Raw genomic sequence first — 16,020 nt, 5'->3', positions numbered from 1 at the left:
TTTCAACCGGAGCAGGCTCACCCGCGGGCTGTTCCCCGTGGGACGAGGGGCAAGTCCTGTGTTGGACGGACGTCCCCTGCGCTCCGTTCCGTGCCCCGACGGCACCGACATCACTCCGGCAGTCCCAGTGCACCGGCGAGCATCGGCCAGGACGCGGCGAACTCCGGTTTCCAGTACGCCCAGCTGTGTCCTCCTCCTGAGTAGAAATGAGTGGTGACCGCGATGCCCAGCCGTTCGAGGGTGCTGGTGAAGCTGTGAGCGGAGGGCCACAGCGCACTCTCCAGCGCCTCGGGCAGCCAGTCGCCGGTCCCGCCGACCACTCCGCTGCCGCTGGAGACGTACAACGGAGTGCCGCGCAGCCCCTCGGCGCGGGCCCTCGGATTGAAGTCACGCCAGGTCAGCACGTTCAGTATCGGGTTGCCCCACAGGGAGGAGGGTGACAGGTTCTCGCGGGCCACGATGGCGTCGACGAGGGTGGGCACGCCGGGCGCGGTGGTGTCGAGGATGCCGCTGTAGGACGCCGCGGCCGTGAACGCGCCCGGATGGCGGGCCGCGTGCGCCATGGCGCCGTAACCGCCGGTGGAGACCCCGGCGACCGCCCGCACCCGCGAGGCCCGGTAGTCGCGCGCGAGCATCGCCGGGACCTCGGTGAGCTGGAAGGTCTCGTAGTCGGGGCCGCTCTTCCAGGTGGTGGGGATGCCGGTGGGACCCCCGTCCGGCATGGCCACGATCAGATCCCGGCCCTCGGTGAAGGCTTCGATGTCGGTCTCCCGGGTCCAGGACGTGTAGTCGTCATGGGCGCCGTGCAGCAGATACAGCACGGGGTAGGTCCGGCCCGTCTCCGACTCGAAGCCGGACGGCAGGATCAGCCGCAGCGGGGCGCTGCGGCCCAGCGCGGCGGAGCCCACGGACACGTCGAAGGTGCGCGCCCCGACCTGGGTCGCGGCCCGCGCGGTACCGGCGGCGGCGCCGAACAGTGCGGCCAAACCGGTGGCTGTCGCGGCCTTGGTGACGGTGCGTCGGGAGATGGCGGTGGTGCGGTGACGGTGGGACATGGCGGCTCCTCGAAAATCCGGTTCAGCGGGTCTGCGCGGCGAGCTCCCGCCGCAGATGGGCGGCGATCTCCTCGACGTGCGGCGGGTCGAGGAGCGACAGATGGTGACCGCCGACCCGCATCACCGACAGCCGCGGGCACACCTCGTCCCAGCCGAGCGCCTCGTCGTCCCGCTCGTACGCCGGGTCGCGCACGGTGTGCGGGGCGGCCTCCGTGGCTCGATACAGCACCACGGGCCCGTCGTAACGGCCCGGCCGGTGGGCCTCGCCGATCCTCAAGTCCAGGTAGGAGGAACGCTGATGCTCCAGAACGGCGGCAGGCACGTGGGTGGCCTCACGCAGAGCTCGCAGCACGGCGTCGATGCGCGCGCCATCGTCTTCCATCGCCACGAGTTCGTCGTACGGCAACTCCAGCCGGACCTGGTAGGTGTCGGCGACGTGCCGGGCGAAACCCGTGAAATGCGCGCGGATCCGGTCCTCCGGCGACTGCCCGGGCCGGGGCAGGGGCCGTACGGAGTCGATGAGCGCGACCAGCTCCACCTCCCGCCCGGCTGCGGTGAGTTGGCGCGCGGCCTCCAGGGCGACGAAGCCGCCGAAGGACCAACCACCCAGTAGGCAGGGCCCGTTGGGGTGGGTGGCGGTGATGGCCTCGGCATAGCGGCGCGCCTTCTCGGTCACCGTGCCCGCCTCTTCGATCCGCTCCAGCCCGTACACCGGCCGGTCCTCCCCGAGCCGGTCCGCCAGCGCCCGGTACACGTCGGTCGTTCCGCCGGCGGCGTGCACGAGGAAGAGCGGCGGGCGGGAGCCGGTGGCGCGCAGGGTGCGCAGAGGTGAGCCGCCGTCGGCCGGGAGTGCTTGCCCGATGCGCTCGGCGAGTTGCTCGACCGTGGGGGTGCCGAGCAGATCGCGCAGGTGCAGTTCGATGCCGAACTCGCGCTCCAGGGCGGTGCGGATGCGTACGGCCATCAGGGAGTCCAGTCCGAGGCCGGCCAGTGCGGTGGCGGGGGTGATACGGGTCGGCGCGTGGCCGGTGACGGTGGCGATGTGGTGGCACAGGCGTGCGGTGACGGAGGTGTCCGGCGGTGCGGCGACCGGTTCCGCCGGTGCGGCGGTGGGCGTAGTACGCCCGTCCGTCCACCAGTGCCGCACGTGCCGCCAGCGCGGTGCGGGCAGGTCGATGACGCGCCCGGACGGCACCGGCAGCCGCAGCCCCGCGGCATACAGGGCACCCAACTCGCCGAGGAACGCCGCCAAGTCGTCGCCGTCGCGGCGCAGCGTGCCGATGGCGAGGGCGCCAGGGGCGGTGTCGGCGACGGCCCGCAGCAGCACCGGGTGGGGCGAGATCTCGACGAACGCGGTGTGGCCGTCGGCCGCGGCGGCCGCGACCGCCCGCTCCAGGTGCACGGGCCGACGCAGGTTCGCGGCCCAGTGGCCGGCGTCGAAGGCGGAGTCGCCGCGGGGGTCGTCCAGGACGGTGGAGTAGACGGGGACGTGCGGCCGTCCGCCCTCGACGTCGGCCAATGCCTCGGTCAACTCCGGTAACAGCGGGTCGACTTGTGGTGAGTGCCCGGCGCCGACGACGCGCATGACGCGGGCGGTCCGCCCTTCTTCCTCGAGCCCTCGCACCAACCGGGCCACCGTCGGCTCGTCGCCGGTGACCACCTTCTGCCCGGGGGAGGAGTGGACGGCGACATGGGCACCGGGGAACTCCCGTTGCAGGGCGGCGAGTTCGGTGTCGTCGACGTCGACGACCGCCATGGCGCCGCCCCGCAGCCGAGCGAGCAGCCGGGCCCGTACGGCGATCACCCGCGCCGCGTCCGGCACATCAAGGGCGCCCGCGCACACCGCGGCGGCGACCTCGCCCATCGAGTGGCCGATGACGGCGGCCGGTTCGACGCCGTAGGAGCGCCACAGCTCGGCGAGCGCGACCTGCAGGCCGAAGAGGACGGGCTGGGCGACCTCGAGTCGGTCGAGGCCGTCGCCGGAGGCCAGGTGGTCGTACAGGGACAGCCCGCACTCCGGGGCGAGTTGGGCGTCGAGCTTCTCGACGGCGGAGACGAAGGCGGGCTCCTCGGCCAACAGGCGGCGGCCCATTCCGACCCATTGGCTGCCGTATCCGGAGAAGACCCACACCGGGCCGCGCCGGACGAGATCGCGCTCACCGGTCAGGACTCGTACATGCGGGTCGGCCTGCGCCAACGCGCTCAGGGCGTCGGTGAGTTCGGCGCGATCGCGGGCGGCGACGGCGGCACGCACAGACCCACGGCCGGAGCGCCCGGCGAGCGTGCGGGCCACGTCGGCAGGGCGCGCCGCGCCACCCCCCGGCGTACGCAGCCAGTCCGCGAGCCGGGCCGCGGTGTCCCGCAGGCGTTCGCCGTCGACGTCGGAGAGCAGATGGAGGCGGGCAGCCGGTTCCTCGGCTGGCGGCTGGGACAGGACAGCGGGCCGCCATTCCTCCAGTACCGCATGAGCGTTGGTGCCGCCGAAGCCGAACCCGGAGACCCCGGCGGTGGCCGTGCCGCCATAGCGCGGCCACGGCTCGGGCTCGGTCACCACCCGCTGCCGTACGTCGTCCAGGGCGCTGCCCTCCGTGCAGTGCAGGGACGGCGGAACCACGTCGTGGTGCAGCGCCAGCACCGTCTTCACCAGTCCGGCGATGCCCGCGGCCGACTCCAGATGACCGAGGTTGCCCTTGACCGAGCCCAGCAGCAGCGGCTGGTCGGGATCCCGGTCCGCACCGAGGATCGCGCCGAGCGCGCCCGCCTCGATCGGGTCGCCGAGCGGGGTGCCGGTGCCGTGCGCCTCGACGTAGTCGATGCCGGCCGGGTCGAGTCCGGCCCGTGCGTACGCGGTCGCCAGCAGGGCTTGCTGGCTTGCGGGGTTGGGTGCCAGGAGGCCGTTGGAGCGGCCGTCGGAGTTGACGGCCGTAGCGCGGATGGTGGCCAGGATCCGGTCGCCGTCGCGTTCGGCGTCGGACAGCCGTTTCAGCAGCGCCACCGCGCAGCCCTCGCCGCGGCCGATGCCGTCGGCCGCCGCCGAGAACGGCTTGCACCGCCCGTCCGGCGCGAGCGCCCCGGCCCGCCCGAACGCGACCCCGATCGTGGGGGAGAGCAGCAGGTTGACCCCGGCGGCGATCGCCAGGTCGCTCTCACCCGTGCGCAGGCTCACGCACGCGTGATGAACCGCCACCAGCGAGGAGGAACACGCCGTGTCGACGGCCATGCTCGGCCCACGGGTGTCCAGCACATACGCCACCCGGCCCGCGGCGACACTCAGCGCCGCACCGGCCGGGGCCCAGGGATCGACAACACCCGCGTCGGCGCCGGTGAGTTGACCGTACTCGGGGGCCGAGACACCGACGAAGACGCCGGTGCTGCTGCCGGCCAACGACGCGGCCGCGACCGCGGCATGGTCGAGCGCCTCGTGGACGACCTCCAGGAGGATGCGCTGTTGCGGGTCCATCACCGCGGCCTCGCGCGGGGTGATCCGGAAGAACTCCGCGTCGAATCCCGCGATGTCGTCGAGATAGCCGCCGTACGAAGGTGCATCGGCGGGCGGAAACGCGGTGAAGTCCCGCCACCGGTCCTCCGGAACGCGACGAATCGCGTCGACGCCCTCGCTGAGCAGCCGCCAGTAGTCGCCCGGCCCATGCACGCCCCCGGGCAGCCGGCAGCCGACCCCGATGACGGCGACGGGCTCACCGAAGTCCGCCGAGGCAGGGGCCGGGAGCGTGGCCGATGTGGGCTCCGGCGCGCCTCGGCACAGGCGCGTCACCAGCGCATCGCCGGTCGGCGCCTCCCACAGCAGCGTCGCCGGCAGCTCACGCCCCGTCAGGGTGGACAGCTCCCCGGCCAGAATCACCGCATCCCGCGAGGACATCCCCAGGTCGGCCAGCGGCCGGTCCATGGGGACCGCCTCGGCCGCCGACCCGCTCCACGCGGCCACCCGCTCCAGGATCAGCCGACGCATCGCGCCCTCGTCGACCGCTCTCACCGCGCACTCCCCGCCGCGTACGCGCCCGCCAGATACCGCTCCCGGGCCAGCGCCCGGGACACTTTGCCGCTGGACGTGCGGGGCACTGTGCCCGGCGTGACGAGGACGACCTCGGCCAGCCGCAGCCCGTGTCGGCCGGAAACGGCGGCACGCACGGCCCGTACGACGGCCGGTACATCGATCTCGGCGAGGTGCATGGCCCGCACGTGCTCGGCCACGACGACCACCCGCTCACCCGCGCCGCCCGGCACGCCGAAGGCGGCCAGCCGGTCGCGCCGCACCGCCGGATGCGCGTCCTGGGCCGTGGCCTCCACGTCCTGCGGATAGTGGTTGCGCCCGTCGACGACGATGAGGTCCTTGAGCCGACCCGTGACGATCAACTGCCCGTCCAGCACCGTCCCGAGATCACCGGTGCGCAGCCAGCCGCCCGGCCCGGCATCCGACTCGGCGCCGAAGACGAGCCGGGTCTGCCGCTCCCGACTCCAGTAGCCGCGGCCGACGTTGGGCCCCTGCACCCAGATCTCCCCGACCTCGCCCTCCGAGAGGGCGGCCCCGGACACCGGGTCGACGATGCGCACCCGCTGGCCCGCCGGGGTACCGCAGCCCGCCAGCAGTACGGCCCGGGGATCGTCCGGCCGCGCGGGCAGCGCCTTCCCCGCGGCAAGGGCGTCACGGTCGAGCGCGAACCGGCACAGCGGATGCCCCGGCCGGGCCGCGCTGACGAAGACGGTGGCCTCGGCCAGCCCGTACGACGGACAGTGCGCCTCCGGCGACAACCCCTGCGCGGCGAACGCGGCATGGAAGCGGTCGACCGTGCCGGGACGGACCGGCTCGCTGCCGTTGATCAGCGCGGCGACCTGGTCCAGCCGCAGATCCGCCTTCTGCGCGTCGGTGACGGCCGAAGTGCAGTAGTCGTACGCGAAGTTGGGCGCGGCCGTCAGCGCGCGCGGATGCGCTGCGAGCAGCCGCAGCCAGCGCACGGGCTCGTGCAGAAACGCGACCGGATCCATCAGCACCGACAGCAGCCCCCGCACCACCGGGGCCGCGACACTCAGCACGAGCCCCATGTCGTGGTACAGCGGCAGCCAGCCCACACAGGTCACCGGGTGGGCGTCGGCACCGTAGGCGGTCAGCGCCTGACGGGCGTTGGCGACGACGTTCCCGTGGGTGATCTCCACGCCCGCCGGGGTGCGGGTCGAGCCGGAGGTGTACTGCAGATAGGCGATCGCCGCCGGATCCGGCGCGACGGGCTGCCACTGTCCGGCGGCGGCGTCGGGCACCTGGTCGGCGGCGAGGAGCCGTACCGACGTGCCGCCGCAGAAGTCCCGCACCTCTTCCAGGGCTCGGCTCGTGGTCACCACGACCGCCGGGCGCGCATCGGCGAACACGGCCGTGAGCCGGTCACCGTGCCCCGGCAGACCGGGCGGATACAGCGGTACGGCGACCAGGCCCGCCGCCAGCGTCGCCAGGAACGCGGTGACGTACTCCGTCCCCTGCGGACACAGCAGCGCCACCCGCGATCCGGGTTCGGCCTCCTGCGCGAGCCGCGCGGCCAGCGCCCGCACCCGCAGGTCCAGGCGCCGCCACGTCAGGGTGCGGTGGACGCCGCGCGAGCCCGGCGCCGGATGGTCGACGAAGGTGAACGCCCGCCGGTCGGGGGTGACTTGGGCCCAGTGGCGTACATACTCCGGCAGGCTCGGGTGGACGGGCGCGAGCGGGGGGCGGCGGCTCTCCATCGGGCATGGCTCCTCACGTCACGTAATCGGCTTGCGGGGCGCAGCAGTTGGAGCAGTCGGCAGATCAGAGCGGGATGTTGCCGTGCCGGCGCTCCGGCATCGGGGCACGCTTGCCGCGCAGCGCACGCAGCGCACGGCAGACCTGGGCGCGCGTGTCGCGCGGGGCGATGACGTCGTCGACGTAGCCGCGCTCGGCGGCCAGATAGGGCGTGCCGTGGGTGCGCTCGTACGCGGCGACCAGACCGGCCCGCAACGCCTCGGGGTCGGCGGCGGCCGCGAGCTCGCGCCGGTGCAGCACACCCACCGCGCCCTCGGCGCCCATCACGGCGATACGCGCGGTGGGCCAGGCGAGGTTGATGTCGGCGCCCAGATGCTTGGAACCCATCACCGCGTACCCGCCGCCGTACGCCTTGCGCACCACCACGGTGACCTTCGGGACGGTCGCCTCGGCGTAGGCGTACAGCAGTTTGGCGCCGCGCCGGATGATCCCGGCCTGCTCCTGGCGGACCCCGGAGAGATAGCCCGGCACGTCGGCGAACGTGAGCAGCGGGATGCCGAACGCGTCGCAGAACCGCACGAACCGCGCCGCCTTCTCGGAGGCGTCGATGTCGAGGACCCCGGCGAAGTGCAGCGGCTGGTTGGCGACGACACCGACCGACCGGCCCTCGACCCGGGCCAGCGCACAGATGATGTTGGGCGCGAACAGCTCCTGCACTTCGAGGAGTTCACCGTCGTCGACGACCGCGCGCAGGACGTCCCGCATGTCGTAGGCCTGCCCCGACCGGTCCGGCACGACCTCGTCCAGCCACGCCCCGCCGGGCACGTCCCCCGGTGCGTACTCCGGCGGCCGCTCCAGGTTGTTCGCGGGCAGATACGACAGCAGATCTCGTACGGTGTCGAAGGCGTCCTGCTCGTCGGCGGCAAGGAAGTGCGCGTTGCCGTTGACGGAGTTGCTGGTGCGGGCGCCGCCCAGGTCCTCGGCGCTGGTGCGCTCGCCGGTGACCGCCTCGATGACGTCGGGCCCGGTGACGAACATGTGCGAGGCGCCGTCCACCATCACGGTGAAGTCGGTGATGGCGGGGGAGTAGGCGGCCCCGCCGGCGCACGGCCCGAGGACGACCGAGATCTGCGGGATCACCCCGGACGCCTGCACGTTGCGGCGCACCAGCTCGGCGTAGAGGGCGAGCGAGGCGACGCCCTCCTGGATGCGGGCGCCGCCCCCGTCGTTGAGCCCGATGACCGGACGGCCGGTCTTCAGGGCGAGGTCCATCAGCGCGACGGTCTTCTCGCCGAAGGCCTCGCCCATGCTGCCGCCGAAGACCGCGGAGTCCTGCGCGAACACACAGACGTCACGGCCGTCCACCGTGCCGTGTCCGGTCACCACCCCGTCGCCGTACGGGCGTTGGGCACCGGCCCCGGCGGACCGGGCCCGCACGAACACGCCGGTCTCGGTGAAGGAACCCGCGTCCAGCAGCCGTTCGATCCGCTCCCGGGCCCCGAACTCCCCACGCCTCCTCGGCCCGCCCGACGCCACCGCCTGCGCCCGACGGTCCTCCAGCTCGGCGATGCGCCCGGCGGTGCGGTCGGTGGAGCGGTCGGTAGGGCGCGTCGCCGTCTCCCGGGCACGGGATGTTGTCGCCTCTCGCGTCACAGCCACCTCCGAAGTGGCTTTCGAATATGGCAGCGACGCAGAGGCGAAATGGGGGAATCACTGTTCTATTTGCGGGAGATGAGTCCCGCGGGCCCGCTGTTAGTCCGGCCGTGACAACGGCTCGGTGGAACCGGGCGGCAGCACGACAGGAACCGCTATGCGGCGAGTTCCTTGGTGATGCGGTCGAGCATGAAGGCGGAGGATTCGCGGGCGCGTTCCTCCCAGGCGAAGACGCAGGCGGTGGCGACGCCGTCGAAGTTCAGCTCGCGCAGGGTGGTGAAGAAGGTGTCCCAGTCGACCTCGCCCTGGCCGATGTCGAGGTGCTGGTGGATGCGGGCGGGGGTGCCGGGCGGGTTGAGGATGTAGCGCAGGCCGGAGGAGCCCTTGTGGTTGAAGGAGTCGGCGATGTGGACGTGCTGGAGTTTGTCGCCGGCGTAGCGGAGCATCGCGGCGATGTCCGCGGTCGGGTCGGTGCCGGAGAGGTGGAAGGAGTGGGGTGCGCAGTAGAGGTAGTTGACCCAGGGCTGGTTGATGGCGCGGACGAGGTCGACGGCGGGGGTGTTCTCCTCGCAGAAGTCGTCGGGGTGGGCTTCCAGGTTGAGTGCGATGCCCTCGCGTTCGAAGAGCGGCAGCAGTTCCTCCAGGGAGCGCCAGAAGGCGGCCTCGCTCTCGGCGGCGTGTTCCGGGCGGCCGTTGAACTCGGAGTTCATCAGGGGGCATTCGAGGTCCGCGGTGATTTCGATCATGCGTTTCCAGTAGCGGACGGCGGCCTGGCGTTCGGTCTCGTCGGGGGAGGACCATTTGTACAGCGGCAGCACGGAGGAGAGCTGGATGCCGTGGGTGCGCAGGGCGTTCTTGAGCTGGGTGATGCGTTCGTCGTCGGCGCGGGGGTGGAGGAAGAACGGCATGAAGTCCTCGCGCGGTGACAACTCGATGTGCTGGTAGCCGAGTTCGGCGACGGTGCGGACCATGTCGTCGATGGGCAGGGCGCGGAACATGTACGGGTCGAGGGCGATCTTCATGCGGCACCTCCGTAGAAGGCGGGACGGGGCTTCATGTCCGTGCTGACGATGCGGCCCGAGTTGAGGGCCTGGACGGTGGCGCTGGTGATGACGGTGGCGGCGTAGCCGTCCCAGGCGGAGGGGCCGACGGGCTCGTTGCCCGCCGCGAGGTTCGCGATCCACTCGCGGAACTCGGTGTCGAAGGCGTCGGCGAAGCGGCCCACCCAGTCGGTGAGCACGGTGGTGCTGTGCCGGCCCGCGGTGCGCACGGCGACCGAGGACGGATCGGGCAGCCGCACCAGGCCCTCCTCGCCGACGGTCTCGCACTGGATGTCGTAGCCGTACTGGCAGTTGACGAACACCTCGAGGTCGATGCGGACGCCCTTCGCGGTCTCGAAGAGCATGATCTGCGGGTCCTTGAGGTGCTCGAACCGCTTGCTCGTGGCGCGCGGCGTGACGACCTGGGCCGAGACGATCTCGTCGTCGAGCAGCCAGCGCAGCACGTCGACCTCGTGCACCGCCGTGTCGAGAGCGGCCATCTCCGAGGTGTAGGACTCGGGGACGGTGGGGTTGCGGTGGGCGCAGTGCACGATGAGCGGCTCGCCGATCCGGCCGGAGGCGATGACCTCCTTCATCTGCCGGTAGCCCGCGTCGTAACGGCGCATGAAGCCGACCTGGACCAGCCGGCGGCCGTGCGCCCGCTCGGCCTCGACGATCTTCAGGCAGTCCTCGGCCGATGTGGCCAGGGGCTTCTCGCAGAACACCGGCTTGCCGGCGGCGATCGCGTTCAGCACGTGCTCGGCGTGCGTCGGCCCCCACGAGGTGACCAGCACCGCGTCGACCTCGTCCGCCGCGATCAGCTCGGCGCCGCTCGCGTACACCCGGGCGCCGACCCGGGCCGCCGCCTCGTCGGCGCGCTCGGCGTCGATGTCGGTGACCGCGGTGACCGCGGCGCCGGTGACGACATCGGTGAGGCGTCGTATGTGTTCCTGGCCGATCCAGCCGGCGCCGATGACACCTACACGTACGGTCATGCTCGAGTCCTTGGGGGAGAGGAGGGAGGGCGGCTTTCGAGGAGCTGGTGAAGCGCTCTACTAGCGCGCTCTAGCTCAAGTACGATGACCCCAGTCCAAATGTCATGTCAATAGCCTGTTGCCACGAGATTTCGAGATCGTCGGCAGGCCCTGGCATGACCGGCGTCGGAGGGTGGGTGCACTGGTGGATGCGGCGGGCAGGCAGCGGCCGACGATGGCGGATGTGGCCGCGCGGGCGGGGGTCTCGCGGGCGCTGGTGTCGATCGTGTTCCGCAATCAGCAGGGAGCGAGCGAGGAGACCCGCAGGCGGGTGCTGCGGGTGGCGGACGAGATCGGCTACCGGCCCGACAGTGCGGCCCGGCTCCTGGCCCGCGGGCGCAGCCGGACGCTGGGGGTGATGTTCGCGGTGCACCAGACCTTCCACACCAATCTGATCGAGGCCATCTATCCGGAGGCCGAGCGGCTGGGCTACGACGTGCTGTTGTCCGCGGCGGCACCCGGCCGCAGCGAGGCCAAGGCCGTCGAGGCGCTGCTCAGCCACCGCTGCGAGGCACTGATCGTGCTGGGCTCGGAGGCGGAGGCGGCGGACCTGGATGCGCTGGGGCGGCGGGCGGTGACGGTGTCGGTCAGCCGCCGGGTGCGCGGGGCGCGGGTGGACTTCGTGCACAGTGCCGAGGGCAAGGGTGTGCGGCAGGCCATGGATCACCTGGTGGAGCTGGGCCACCGGCGGATCGTGCACCTCGACGGCGGGAGCGGGCCGGGCTCGGCGGAGCGGCGGCGCGCCTATCGTGCGGCGATGCGCCGACATGGCCTGGAGGGCGAGGAGCGAGTGATCGGCGGCGACCACACGGAGCGCTCCGGCATCGACGCCGGCCAACTGCTGCTGGCCGAGCGGGAGCAGGGCCGTCCGCTGCCGACGGCCGTCCTGGCCGGTAATGACCGCAGTGCGATGGGCATCCTGATGTCGCTGGGCCGGGCCGGGGTGGAGGTGCCGCAGGACGTGTCGGTGGTCGGCTACGACGACAGCCACCTGTCGCATCTAATGCCGATCGGCCTGACCACCGTGCGGCAGGACGCGGCCCTGATGGCCGAGTACGCGGTGCGGTTCGCGGTGGAGCGGCTGGAGGATCCGGGGCTGGAGCCGCGCGAGGCGGTCCTGGAGCCGAAGCTGGTCGTACGCGGGACCAGCGGACCGGCCCGGGAACTCCCGGACTGATCCGCCGGCCCTCTGCGCTACCGCGCCCCCTGCGCGATCACGTCACCGGGTTCCCTTGGCGGCGAACTTGGCGACCTGGTCGACGTTGTCCTTGGTGATGAAGGCGGGGCCGGTCAGGACGGGGGCGGTGGAGCCGCCGCTGAAGTTGCCGTTGGTCTTGTACAGCCACAGGGCGTCGACGGCGAGGTAGCCCTGGAGGTAGGGCTGCTGGTCGACGGCGAACTCGACGCTGCCGTTCTGGACGGCCTTGACCAGGTCCTTGTTGAGGTCGAAGGTGGCGACCTTGGCCTTGGAGCCGGCGTCGGCGAGGGACTGCACGGCGGTCAGGGCGATGGGGGCGCCGAGGGTGACGACCTGGTCGATGGAGGAGTCCTGCTTGAGTTTGGCGGTGATGGTGGACTTCACGCTGGGCATGTCGGTGCCGTTGACGTAGAGGATGTCGGTCTTGCCGGTGAAGCCCTTCTTGAGGCCGGCGCAGCGGGATTCGAGGGCGACCTGGCCCTGTTCCTGGATGACGCACAGGGCGTGCTTGGCGCCGAGCTGGTTGAGGCGTTGGCCGAAGGCCTGGCCGGCGATGTTCTCGTCCTGGCCGAAGTATTCGAGCATGCCGAGTTTCTGCCAGTCGCCGACGCCGGAGTTGAAGCCGACGACGGGGATGCCGGCGGCCTTGGCCTTGGCGATGACGTCCTTCATGGCGGTGGGTTTGGCGGCGGTCAGGGCGATGCCGTCGACCTTCTGGTCGATGGCGTTTTGGACCAGGTTGGCCTGGTTGCCGGCGTTGGGGTCGGAGGAGTAGACGAGTTTGATGTTGTCCTTGGCGGCGGCGGCCGTCGCGCCCTTGCGGATGAGGTCCCAGAAGGTGTCGCCGGGGGAGGCGTGGGTGACCATGGCGACGGTCATGCGGGGGGTGGTGGCCTTGCCGGCGGAGGCGGCGGCGTCCCCCTCCTCGGACTTCTTGCCGCCGGAGCTGCTGGAGCAGGCGGTGGCGAGCAGGGCGCCGGTCAGGGCGACGGCGGTGAACGCGGCGGCTCGGTGGTGTCTGTGCATAGTCCCTTGCACCTCGCTGTGCGGTCGGGCGGATCGTGTGGGCAGCGCGGAAACCCAGGTGTGGTGGCGCGGGGGAGCGGTCTGCAGCGGTCATCGGTGGGGACCGACTGCTTCGCCGTCGCTAGAGCGCTTCATTAGCGCGCTCTAGTAGCACGCACTATGGAGCGCCCTCAGAGGGATGTCAACAGGTATGTCAGGACGTACCAACAAAAGGCCCCGCGAGGTACCGAAAGGCCCTGTGGGACGGTCGGCTCGAGCCGCCGCGCGGTGTGTGCCGGCGGGGCACCGTCAGGGTTCGCGGTGCTCGTGCGCCGCCTGTTCCAGCGCCTCCGCCTCGGCCTCGGCGATCCGCTGCTCGGTGTCCACGTCGATGGAACGGGTCAGCAGCCAGTACAGCACCGCGGCGACCGGCAGCCCGACGAACAGCGAGATGTCGGCGCCGTCCAGCGCGTCGGCGACAGGGCCGACGTACAGCGTGCCGACGGAGAAGAAGGGGATCATGACGCCGAAGCCGACCAGATACGCGATGATGCCGTGCCATCCCCAACGGCCGTAGATCCCACGGGGGTTGAAGATCTCCGCGATGGCGTAGTGCCCGCGGCGCACCACGTAGTAGTCCATCAGGTTCACCGCGGTCCACGGGATGAACAGGTAGAGCACCAGCAGCAGGAAGTTGTTGAAGTTCTCCAGGAAGTTGGAGGTCGCCGCCAGCGCGCCGACCAGGGAGAGCGCCGCGGTCAGCCCGATGGTCACCAGCCGTACGCCGAGTGTCGGCCGTACCCGCTTGATCGAGTCGATGGCGCTGATGAGCGTGAGCGAACCGCCGTACATGTTCAGCGCGGTGACGGAGACCAGGCCGAGGACCGCGAAGAGCAGCACGATCGCGCCGAACCCGCTGAACACCTTGTCCCCGGCCGCGTTGATCGACTTGATGGTCTCGAAGTCCTTGCCCGCCCAGGCGGCCAGCAGCGCGCCGAGGACCATCAGCCAGATGCCGCCGAGGGCCGAGCCGAAGTACGTCCAGTAGAAGGTCTTGCGGACGGTCACGCCCGGCGGGAGATAGCGCGAGTAGTCGGAGACGTAGATGGCCCAGCTGATCTGGTAGCCGGCCACCACCCCGAACTGCGCCAGGAACGGTGTGGCCTTGAAGGCGCCGAGGTCGAAGGAGCCCGCCGGGTAGTGCAGCGTGACCAGGACGCCCACGGTGAAGATCCCGAAGACGACCAGGAAGGAGTACGTCAGGAACTGCTCGGCCTTGTGGATGACGTCGTAGCCCACCAGTGCGATGACCAGGGCGACGACGGTGACCACGGCCACCCACAGCTTGACGCCGCCGTGGACGGTGGTGTGCATGGCCTCGCCGGCGAGGATGGTGTTGAAGACGTTGAAGCCCGCGTACTGGACGTAGGCGAACAGCCACACCAACAGGGCGCCGACGTAGCCGAACTGGGGCCGCGACTGGATCATCTGCGGCAGGCCCAGCTGCGGGCCCTGGGCCGAGTGAAAGGCCATGAAGAAGGTGCCGAGGACGGTGCCCGACACGATCGCGATCAGCGACCAGATGAGGTTGCCGCCCTCGGTGATGCTGATCAGGCCCACCGCGAGCGTGGCGATCTGGGCGTTCGACATGAACCACAGCGGGCCCAGGTGCCAGAGCTTGCCGTGGCGCTCGTCCAGCGGGACGTAGTCGATGGAGCGGATCTCCAGGCCCGACACTCGTGGCTCCGACGACGTGGTCATGGCACCTCCTGGGTGATGATCCGCACCTGTGGCCGAATTCATTCCCCCCAGGCGCCCGGCCAAGCGGTCATTGCCGACCCTTGACCGGGCGATGGGCCGTCGTCAGACCGCCGGGCTCGGGAAGGTCGGGTACTCCACCCCGGAGACGTGCTGGACGACGCGGATGACCTGGCAGGAGTAGCCGAACTCGTTGTCGTACCAGAGGTAGAGGATCGCGTTGTCGCCGTCGACCTTGGTGGCGCCGGCATCGACGATCGAGGCGTGCCGCGAGCCGATGAAGTCGCTGGAGACCGCGTCGGGGGCGGTGGTGAAGTCGATCTGGCGCCGCAGCGGCGAGGTCAGCGACACCTCGCGGAGGTAGTCGAGGACCTCCTCGCGGTCGGTCTCACGCCCGAGCCGCAGGCTCAGGATGGCGATCGAGACGTCCGGCACCGGCACACGGATCGAGCTGCCGGTGATGGGCGCCTTGAGGTCGGGCAGCGCCTTCGCCACGGCGGAGGCGGCACCGGTCTCGGTGATCACCATGTTGAGCGGCGCGGAACGGCCGCGGCGGTCGGCCTTGTGGTAATTGTCCAGCAGGTTCTGGTCGTTGGTGAACGAGTGGACCGTCTCCACGTGGCCGCGCAGCACACCGAACTCGTCGTCCATCGCCTTCAGCGGCGGCACGATCGCGTTGGTGGTGCAGGACGCGCAGGACAGGATCTGCTCGTCCGGCTTGATCTTGTCGTGGTTGACGCCGTGCACGATGTTCGGGACGTCGCCCTTGCCCGGCGCGGTCAGCACGACCTTGTCGATGCCGGGGCGCAGGTGCTGGGAGAGGCCCTCGCGGTCGCGCCACTTGCCGGTGTTGTCGATGAGGATGGCGTTGCTGATGCCGTACGCCGTGTAGTCGACCTCGGACGGGTCGTTGGCGTAGATCACCTTGATCGCGTTGCCGTTGGCGAAGATCGTGCTGTTCGTCTCGTCGACGGTGATCGTGCCCTGGAACTGGCCGTGGATCGAGTCCCGGCGCAAAAGCGAGGCGCGCTTGACGATGTCCTGGTCGCCGCCGCCGCGCACCACGATCGCGCGCAGCCGCAGACCGTTGCCGGAGCCGGCCTTCTCGATCAGCAGCCGGGCCACGAGCCGGCCGATGCGGCCGAAGCCGTACAGGACGACATCCCGGCCCTCGCCGCGCTCGATCTTGTTGGCGCCCGTGGCACCCGCGACGGCCTCGGCGGTGAACGCCTCCACCGACAGCCCGCGGTCGTCACTCTTGTAGCTCGCGGCGAGCCTGCCGATGTCGATCTGGGACGGGCCCAGGTCCAGCGCGGTCAGCGCCTGCAGGAACGGCAGGGTCTCGGTGACCGACAGCTCCTCGCCGGCGATCTGCCGGGCGAACCGGTGCGTCTTGAGAATGCTGACCACCGACTTGTTCACCAAGGAGCGGCTGTGCAGCAGGACGGTGACGTCCCGCTCGCGGTGCAGCTTCCCGATGATCGGGATCATCGACTCCGCGGTCTCCTCGCGGGTCTTCCAGTTGGTGAACGAGTCGTCGTTGACAGTCACA

10 protein-coding genes are annotated in these 16,020 nt (G+C 71.1%); 1 reads left to right on the top strand and 9 read right to left on the bottom strand.

Annotated elements, in window-relative coordinates:
* Window positions 1-110: 110 nt before the first annotated feature.
* The 6 genes from ACFY1L_RS29470 to ACFY1L_RS29445 form a co-directional block, all read right to left on the bottom strand.
* Window positions 111-1,055 (bottom strand): alpha/beta hydrolase, encoded by a 945-nt coding sequence (locus tag ACFY1L_RS29470; protein WP_388830791.1) that lies wholly within the window; start codon window positions 1,053-1,055, stop codon window positions 111-113.
* A 22-nt stretch (window positions 1,056-1,077) separates the two neighbouring features.
* Entirely contained in the window at window positions 1,078-5,046 is a 3,969-nt protein-coding gene (locus tag ACFY1L_RS29465; protein ID WP_388830790.1) for a beta-ketoacyl synthase N-terminal-like domain-containing protein, read from the bottom strand.
* On the bottom strand, window positions 5,043-6,782 hold the full coding sequence (locus tag ACFY1L_RS29460) for a fatty acyl-AMP ligase (RefSeq protein ID WP_388830788.1): 1,740 nt from the start codon (window positions 6,780-6,782) through the stop codon (window positions 5,043-5,045). The genes ACFY1L_RS29465 and ACFY1L_RS29460 overlap by 4 nt, the downstream gene beginning before the upstream one ends.
* Before the next feature lie 64 nt (window positions 6,783-6,846).
* Entirely contained in the window at window positions 6,847-8,433 is a 1,587-nt protein-coding gene (locus ACFY1L_RS29455) for an acyl-CoA carboxylase subunit beta (protein WP_388831099.1), read from the bottom strand.
* 155 nt (window positions 8,434-8,588) lie between these two features.
* Window positions 8,589-9,455, bottom strand: a complete 867-nt coding sequence (locus tag ACFY1L_RS29450; protein WP_388830786.1) for a sugar phosphate isomerase/epimerase family protein — start codon at window positions 9,453-9,455, stop codon at window positions 8,589-8,591.
* Window positions 9,452-10,468 (bottom strand): Gfo/Idh/MocA family protein, encoded by a 1,017-nt coding sequence (locus ACFY1L_RS29445; protein WP_388830784.1) that lies wholly within the window; start codon window positions 10,466-10,468, stop codon window positions 9,452-9,454. Before ACFY1L_RS29445 ends, ACFY1L_RS29450 begins: the two co-directional genes overlap by 4 nt.
* A 214-nt stretch (window positions 10,469-10,682) precedes the next feature.
* On the opposite strand from ACFY1L_RS29445, the gene ACFY1L_RS29440 reads away from it, so the two are divergent.
* The gene (locus ACFY1L_RS29440) at window positions 10,683-11,684 is read left to right on the top strand and encodes a LacI family DNA-binding transcriptional regulator (protein WP_388830782.1); all 1,002 of its coding nucleotides are present in this window, start codon (window positions 10,683-10,685) and stop codon (window positions 11,682-11,684) included.
* Window positions 11,685-11,726: 42 nt separating this feature from the next.
* Here ACFY1L_RS29440 and ACFY1L_RS29435 read toward each other — a convergent pair whose 3' ends face one another.
* The 3 genes from ACFY1L_RS29435 to ACFY1L_RS29425 form a co-directional block, all read right to left on the bottom strand.
* Entirely contained in the window at window positions 11,727-12,731 is a 1,005-nt protein-coding gene (locus ACFY1L_RS29435; RefSeq protein WP_388830780.1) for a sugar ABC transporter substrate-binding protein, read from the bottom strand.
* Between the two features lie 288 nt (window positions 12,732-13,019).
* The gene (locus ACFY1L_RS29430) at window positions 13,020-14,471 is read right to left on the bottom strand and encodes a purine-cytosine permease family protein (protein ID WP_388830778.1); all 1,452 of its coding nucleotides are present in this window, start codon (window positions 14,469-14,471) and stop codon (window positions 13,020-13,022) included.
* 102 nt (window positions 14,472-14,573) lie between these two features.
* Entirely contained in the window at window positions 14,574-16,019 is a 1,446-nt protein-coding gene (locus tag ACFY1L_RS29425) for a glyceraldehyde-3-phosphate dehydrogenase (protein WP_388830776.1), read from the bottom strand.
* Window position 16,020 lies beyond the last annotated feature (1 nt).

Source organism: Streptomyces sp. NPDC001663, assembly GCF_042893105.1.
Taxonomy (GTDB): domain Bacteria; phylum Actinomycetota; class Actinomycetes; order Streptomycetales; family Streptomycetaceae; genus Streptomyces.
The sequence above is the reverse complement of the archived record's forward strand: the minus strand, read 5'-3'. Positions and strand labels throughout refer to the sequence as shown.

What these genes read in the sequence shown, in the direction of transcription:
- ACFY1L_RS29445 (WP_388830784.1), bottom strand. Translation starts at nt 10,468, where the DNA reads ATGACCGTACGTGTAGGTGTCATCGGCGCCGGCTGGATCGGCCAGGAA.
- ACFY1L_RS29470 (WP_388830791.1), bottom strand. Translation starts at nt 1,055, where the DNA reads ATGTCCCACCGTCACCGCACCACCGCCATCTCCCGACGCACCGTCACC.
- ACFY1L_RS29435 (WP_388830780.1), bottom strand. Translation starts at nt 12,731, where the DNA reads ATGCACAGACACCACCGAGCCGCCGCGTTCACCGCCGTCGCCCTGACC.
- ACFY1L_RS29430 (WP_388830778.1), bottom strand. Translation starts at nt 14,471, where the DNA reads ATGACCACGTCGTCGGAGCCACGAGTGTCGGGCCTGGAGATCCGCTCC.
- ACFY1L_RS29440 (WP_388830782.1), top strand. Translation starts at nt 10,683, where the DNA reads ATGGCGGATGTGGCCGCGCGGGCGGGGGTCTCGCGGGCGCTGGTGTCG.
- ACFY1L_RS29450 (WP_388830786.1), bottom strand. Translation starts at nt 9,455, where the DNA reads ATGAAGATCGCCCTCGACCCGTACATGTTCCGCGCCCTGCCCATCGAC.
- ACFY1L_RS29460 (WP_388830788.1), bottom strand. Translation starts at nt 6,782, where the DNA reads ATGGAGAGCCGCCGCCCCCCGCTCGCGCCCGTCCACCCGAGCCTGCCG.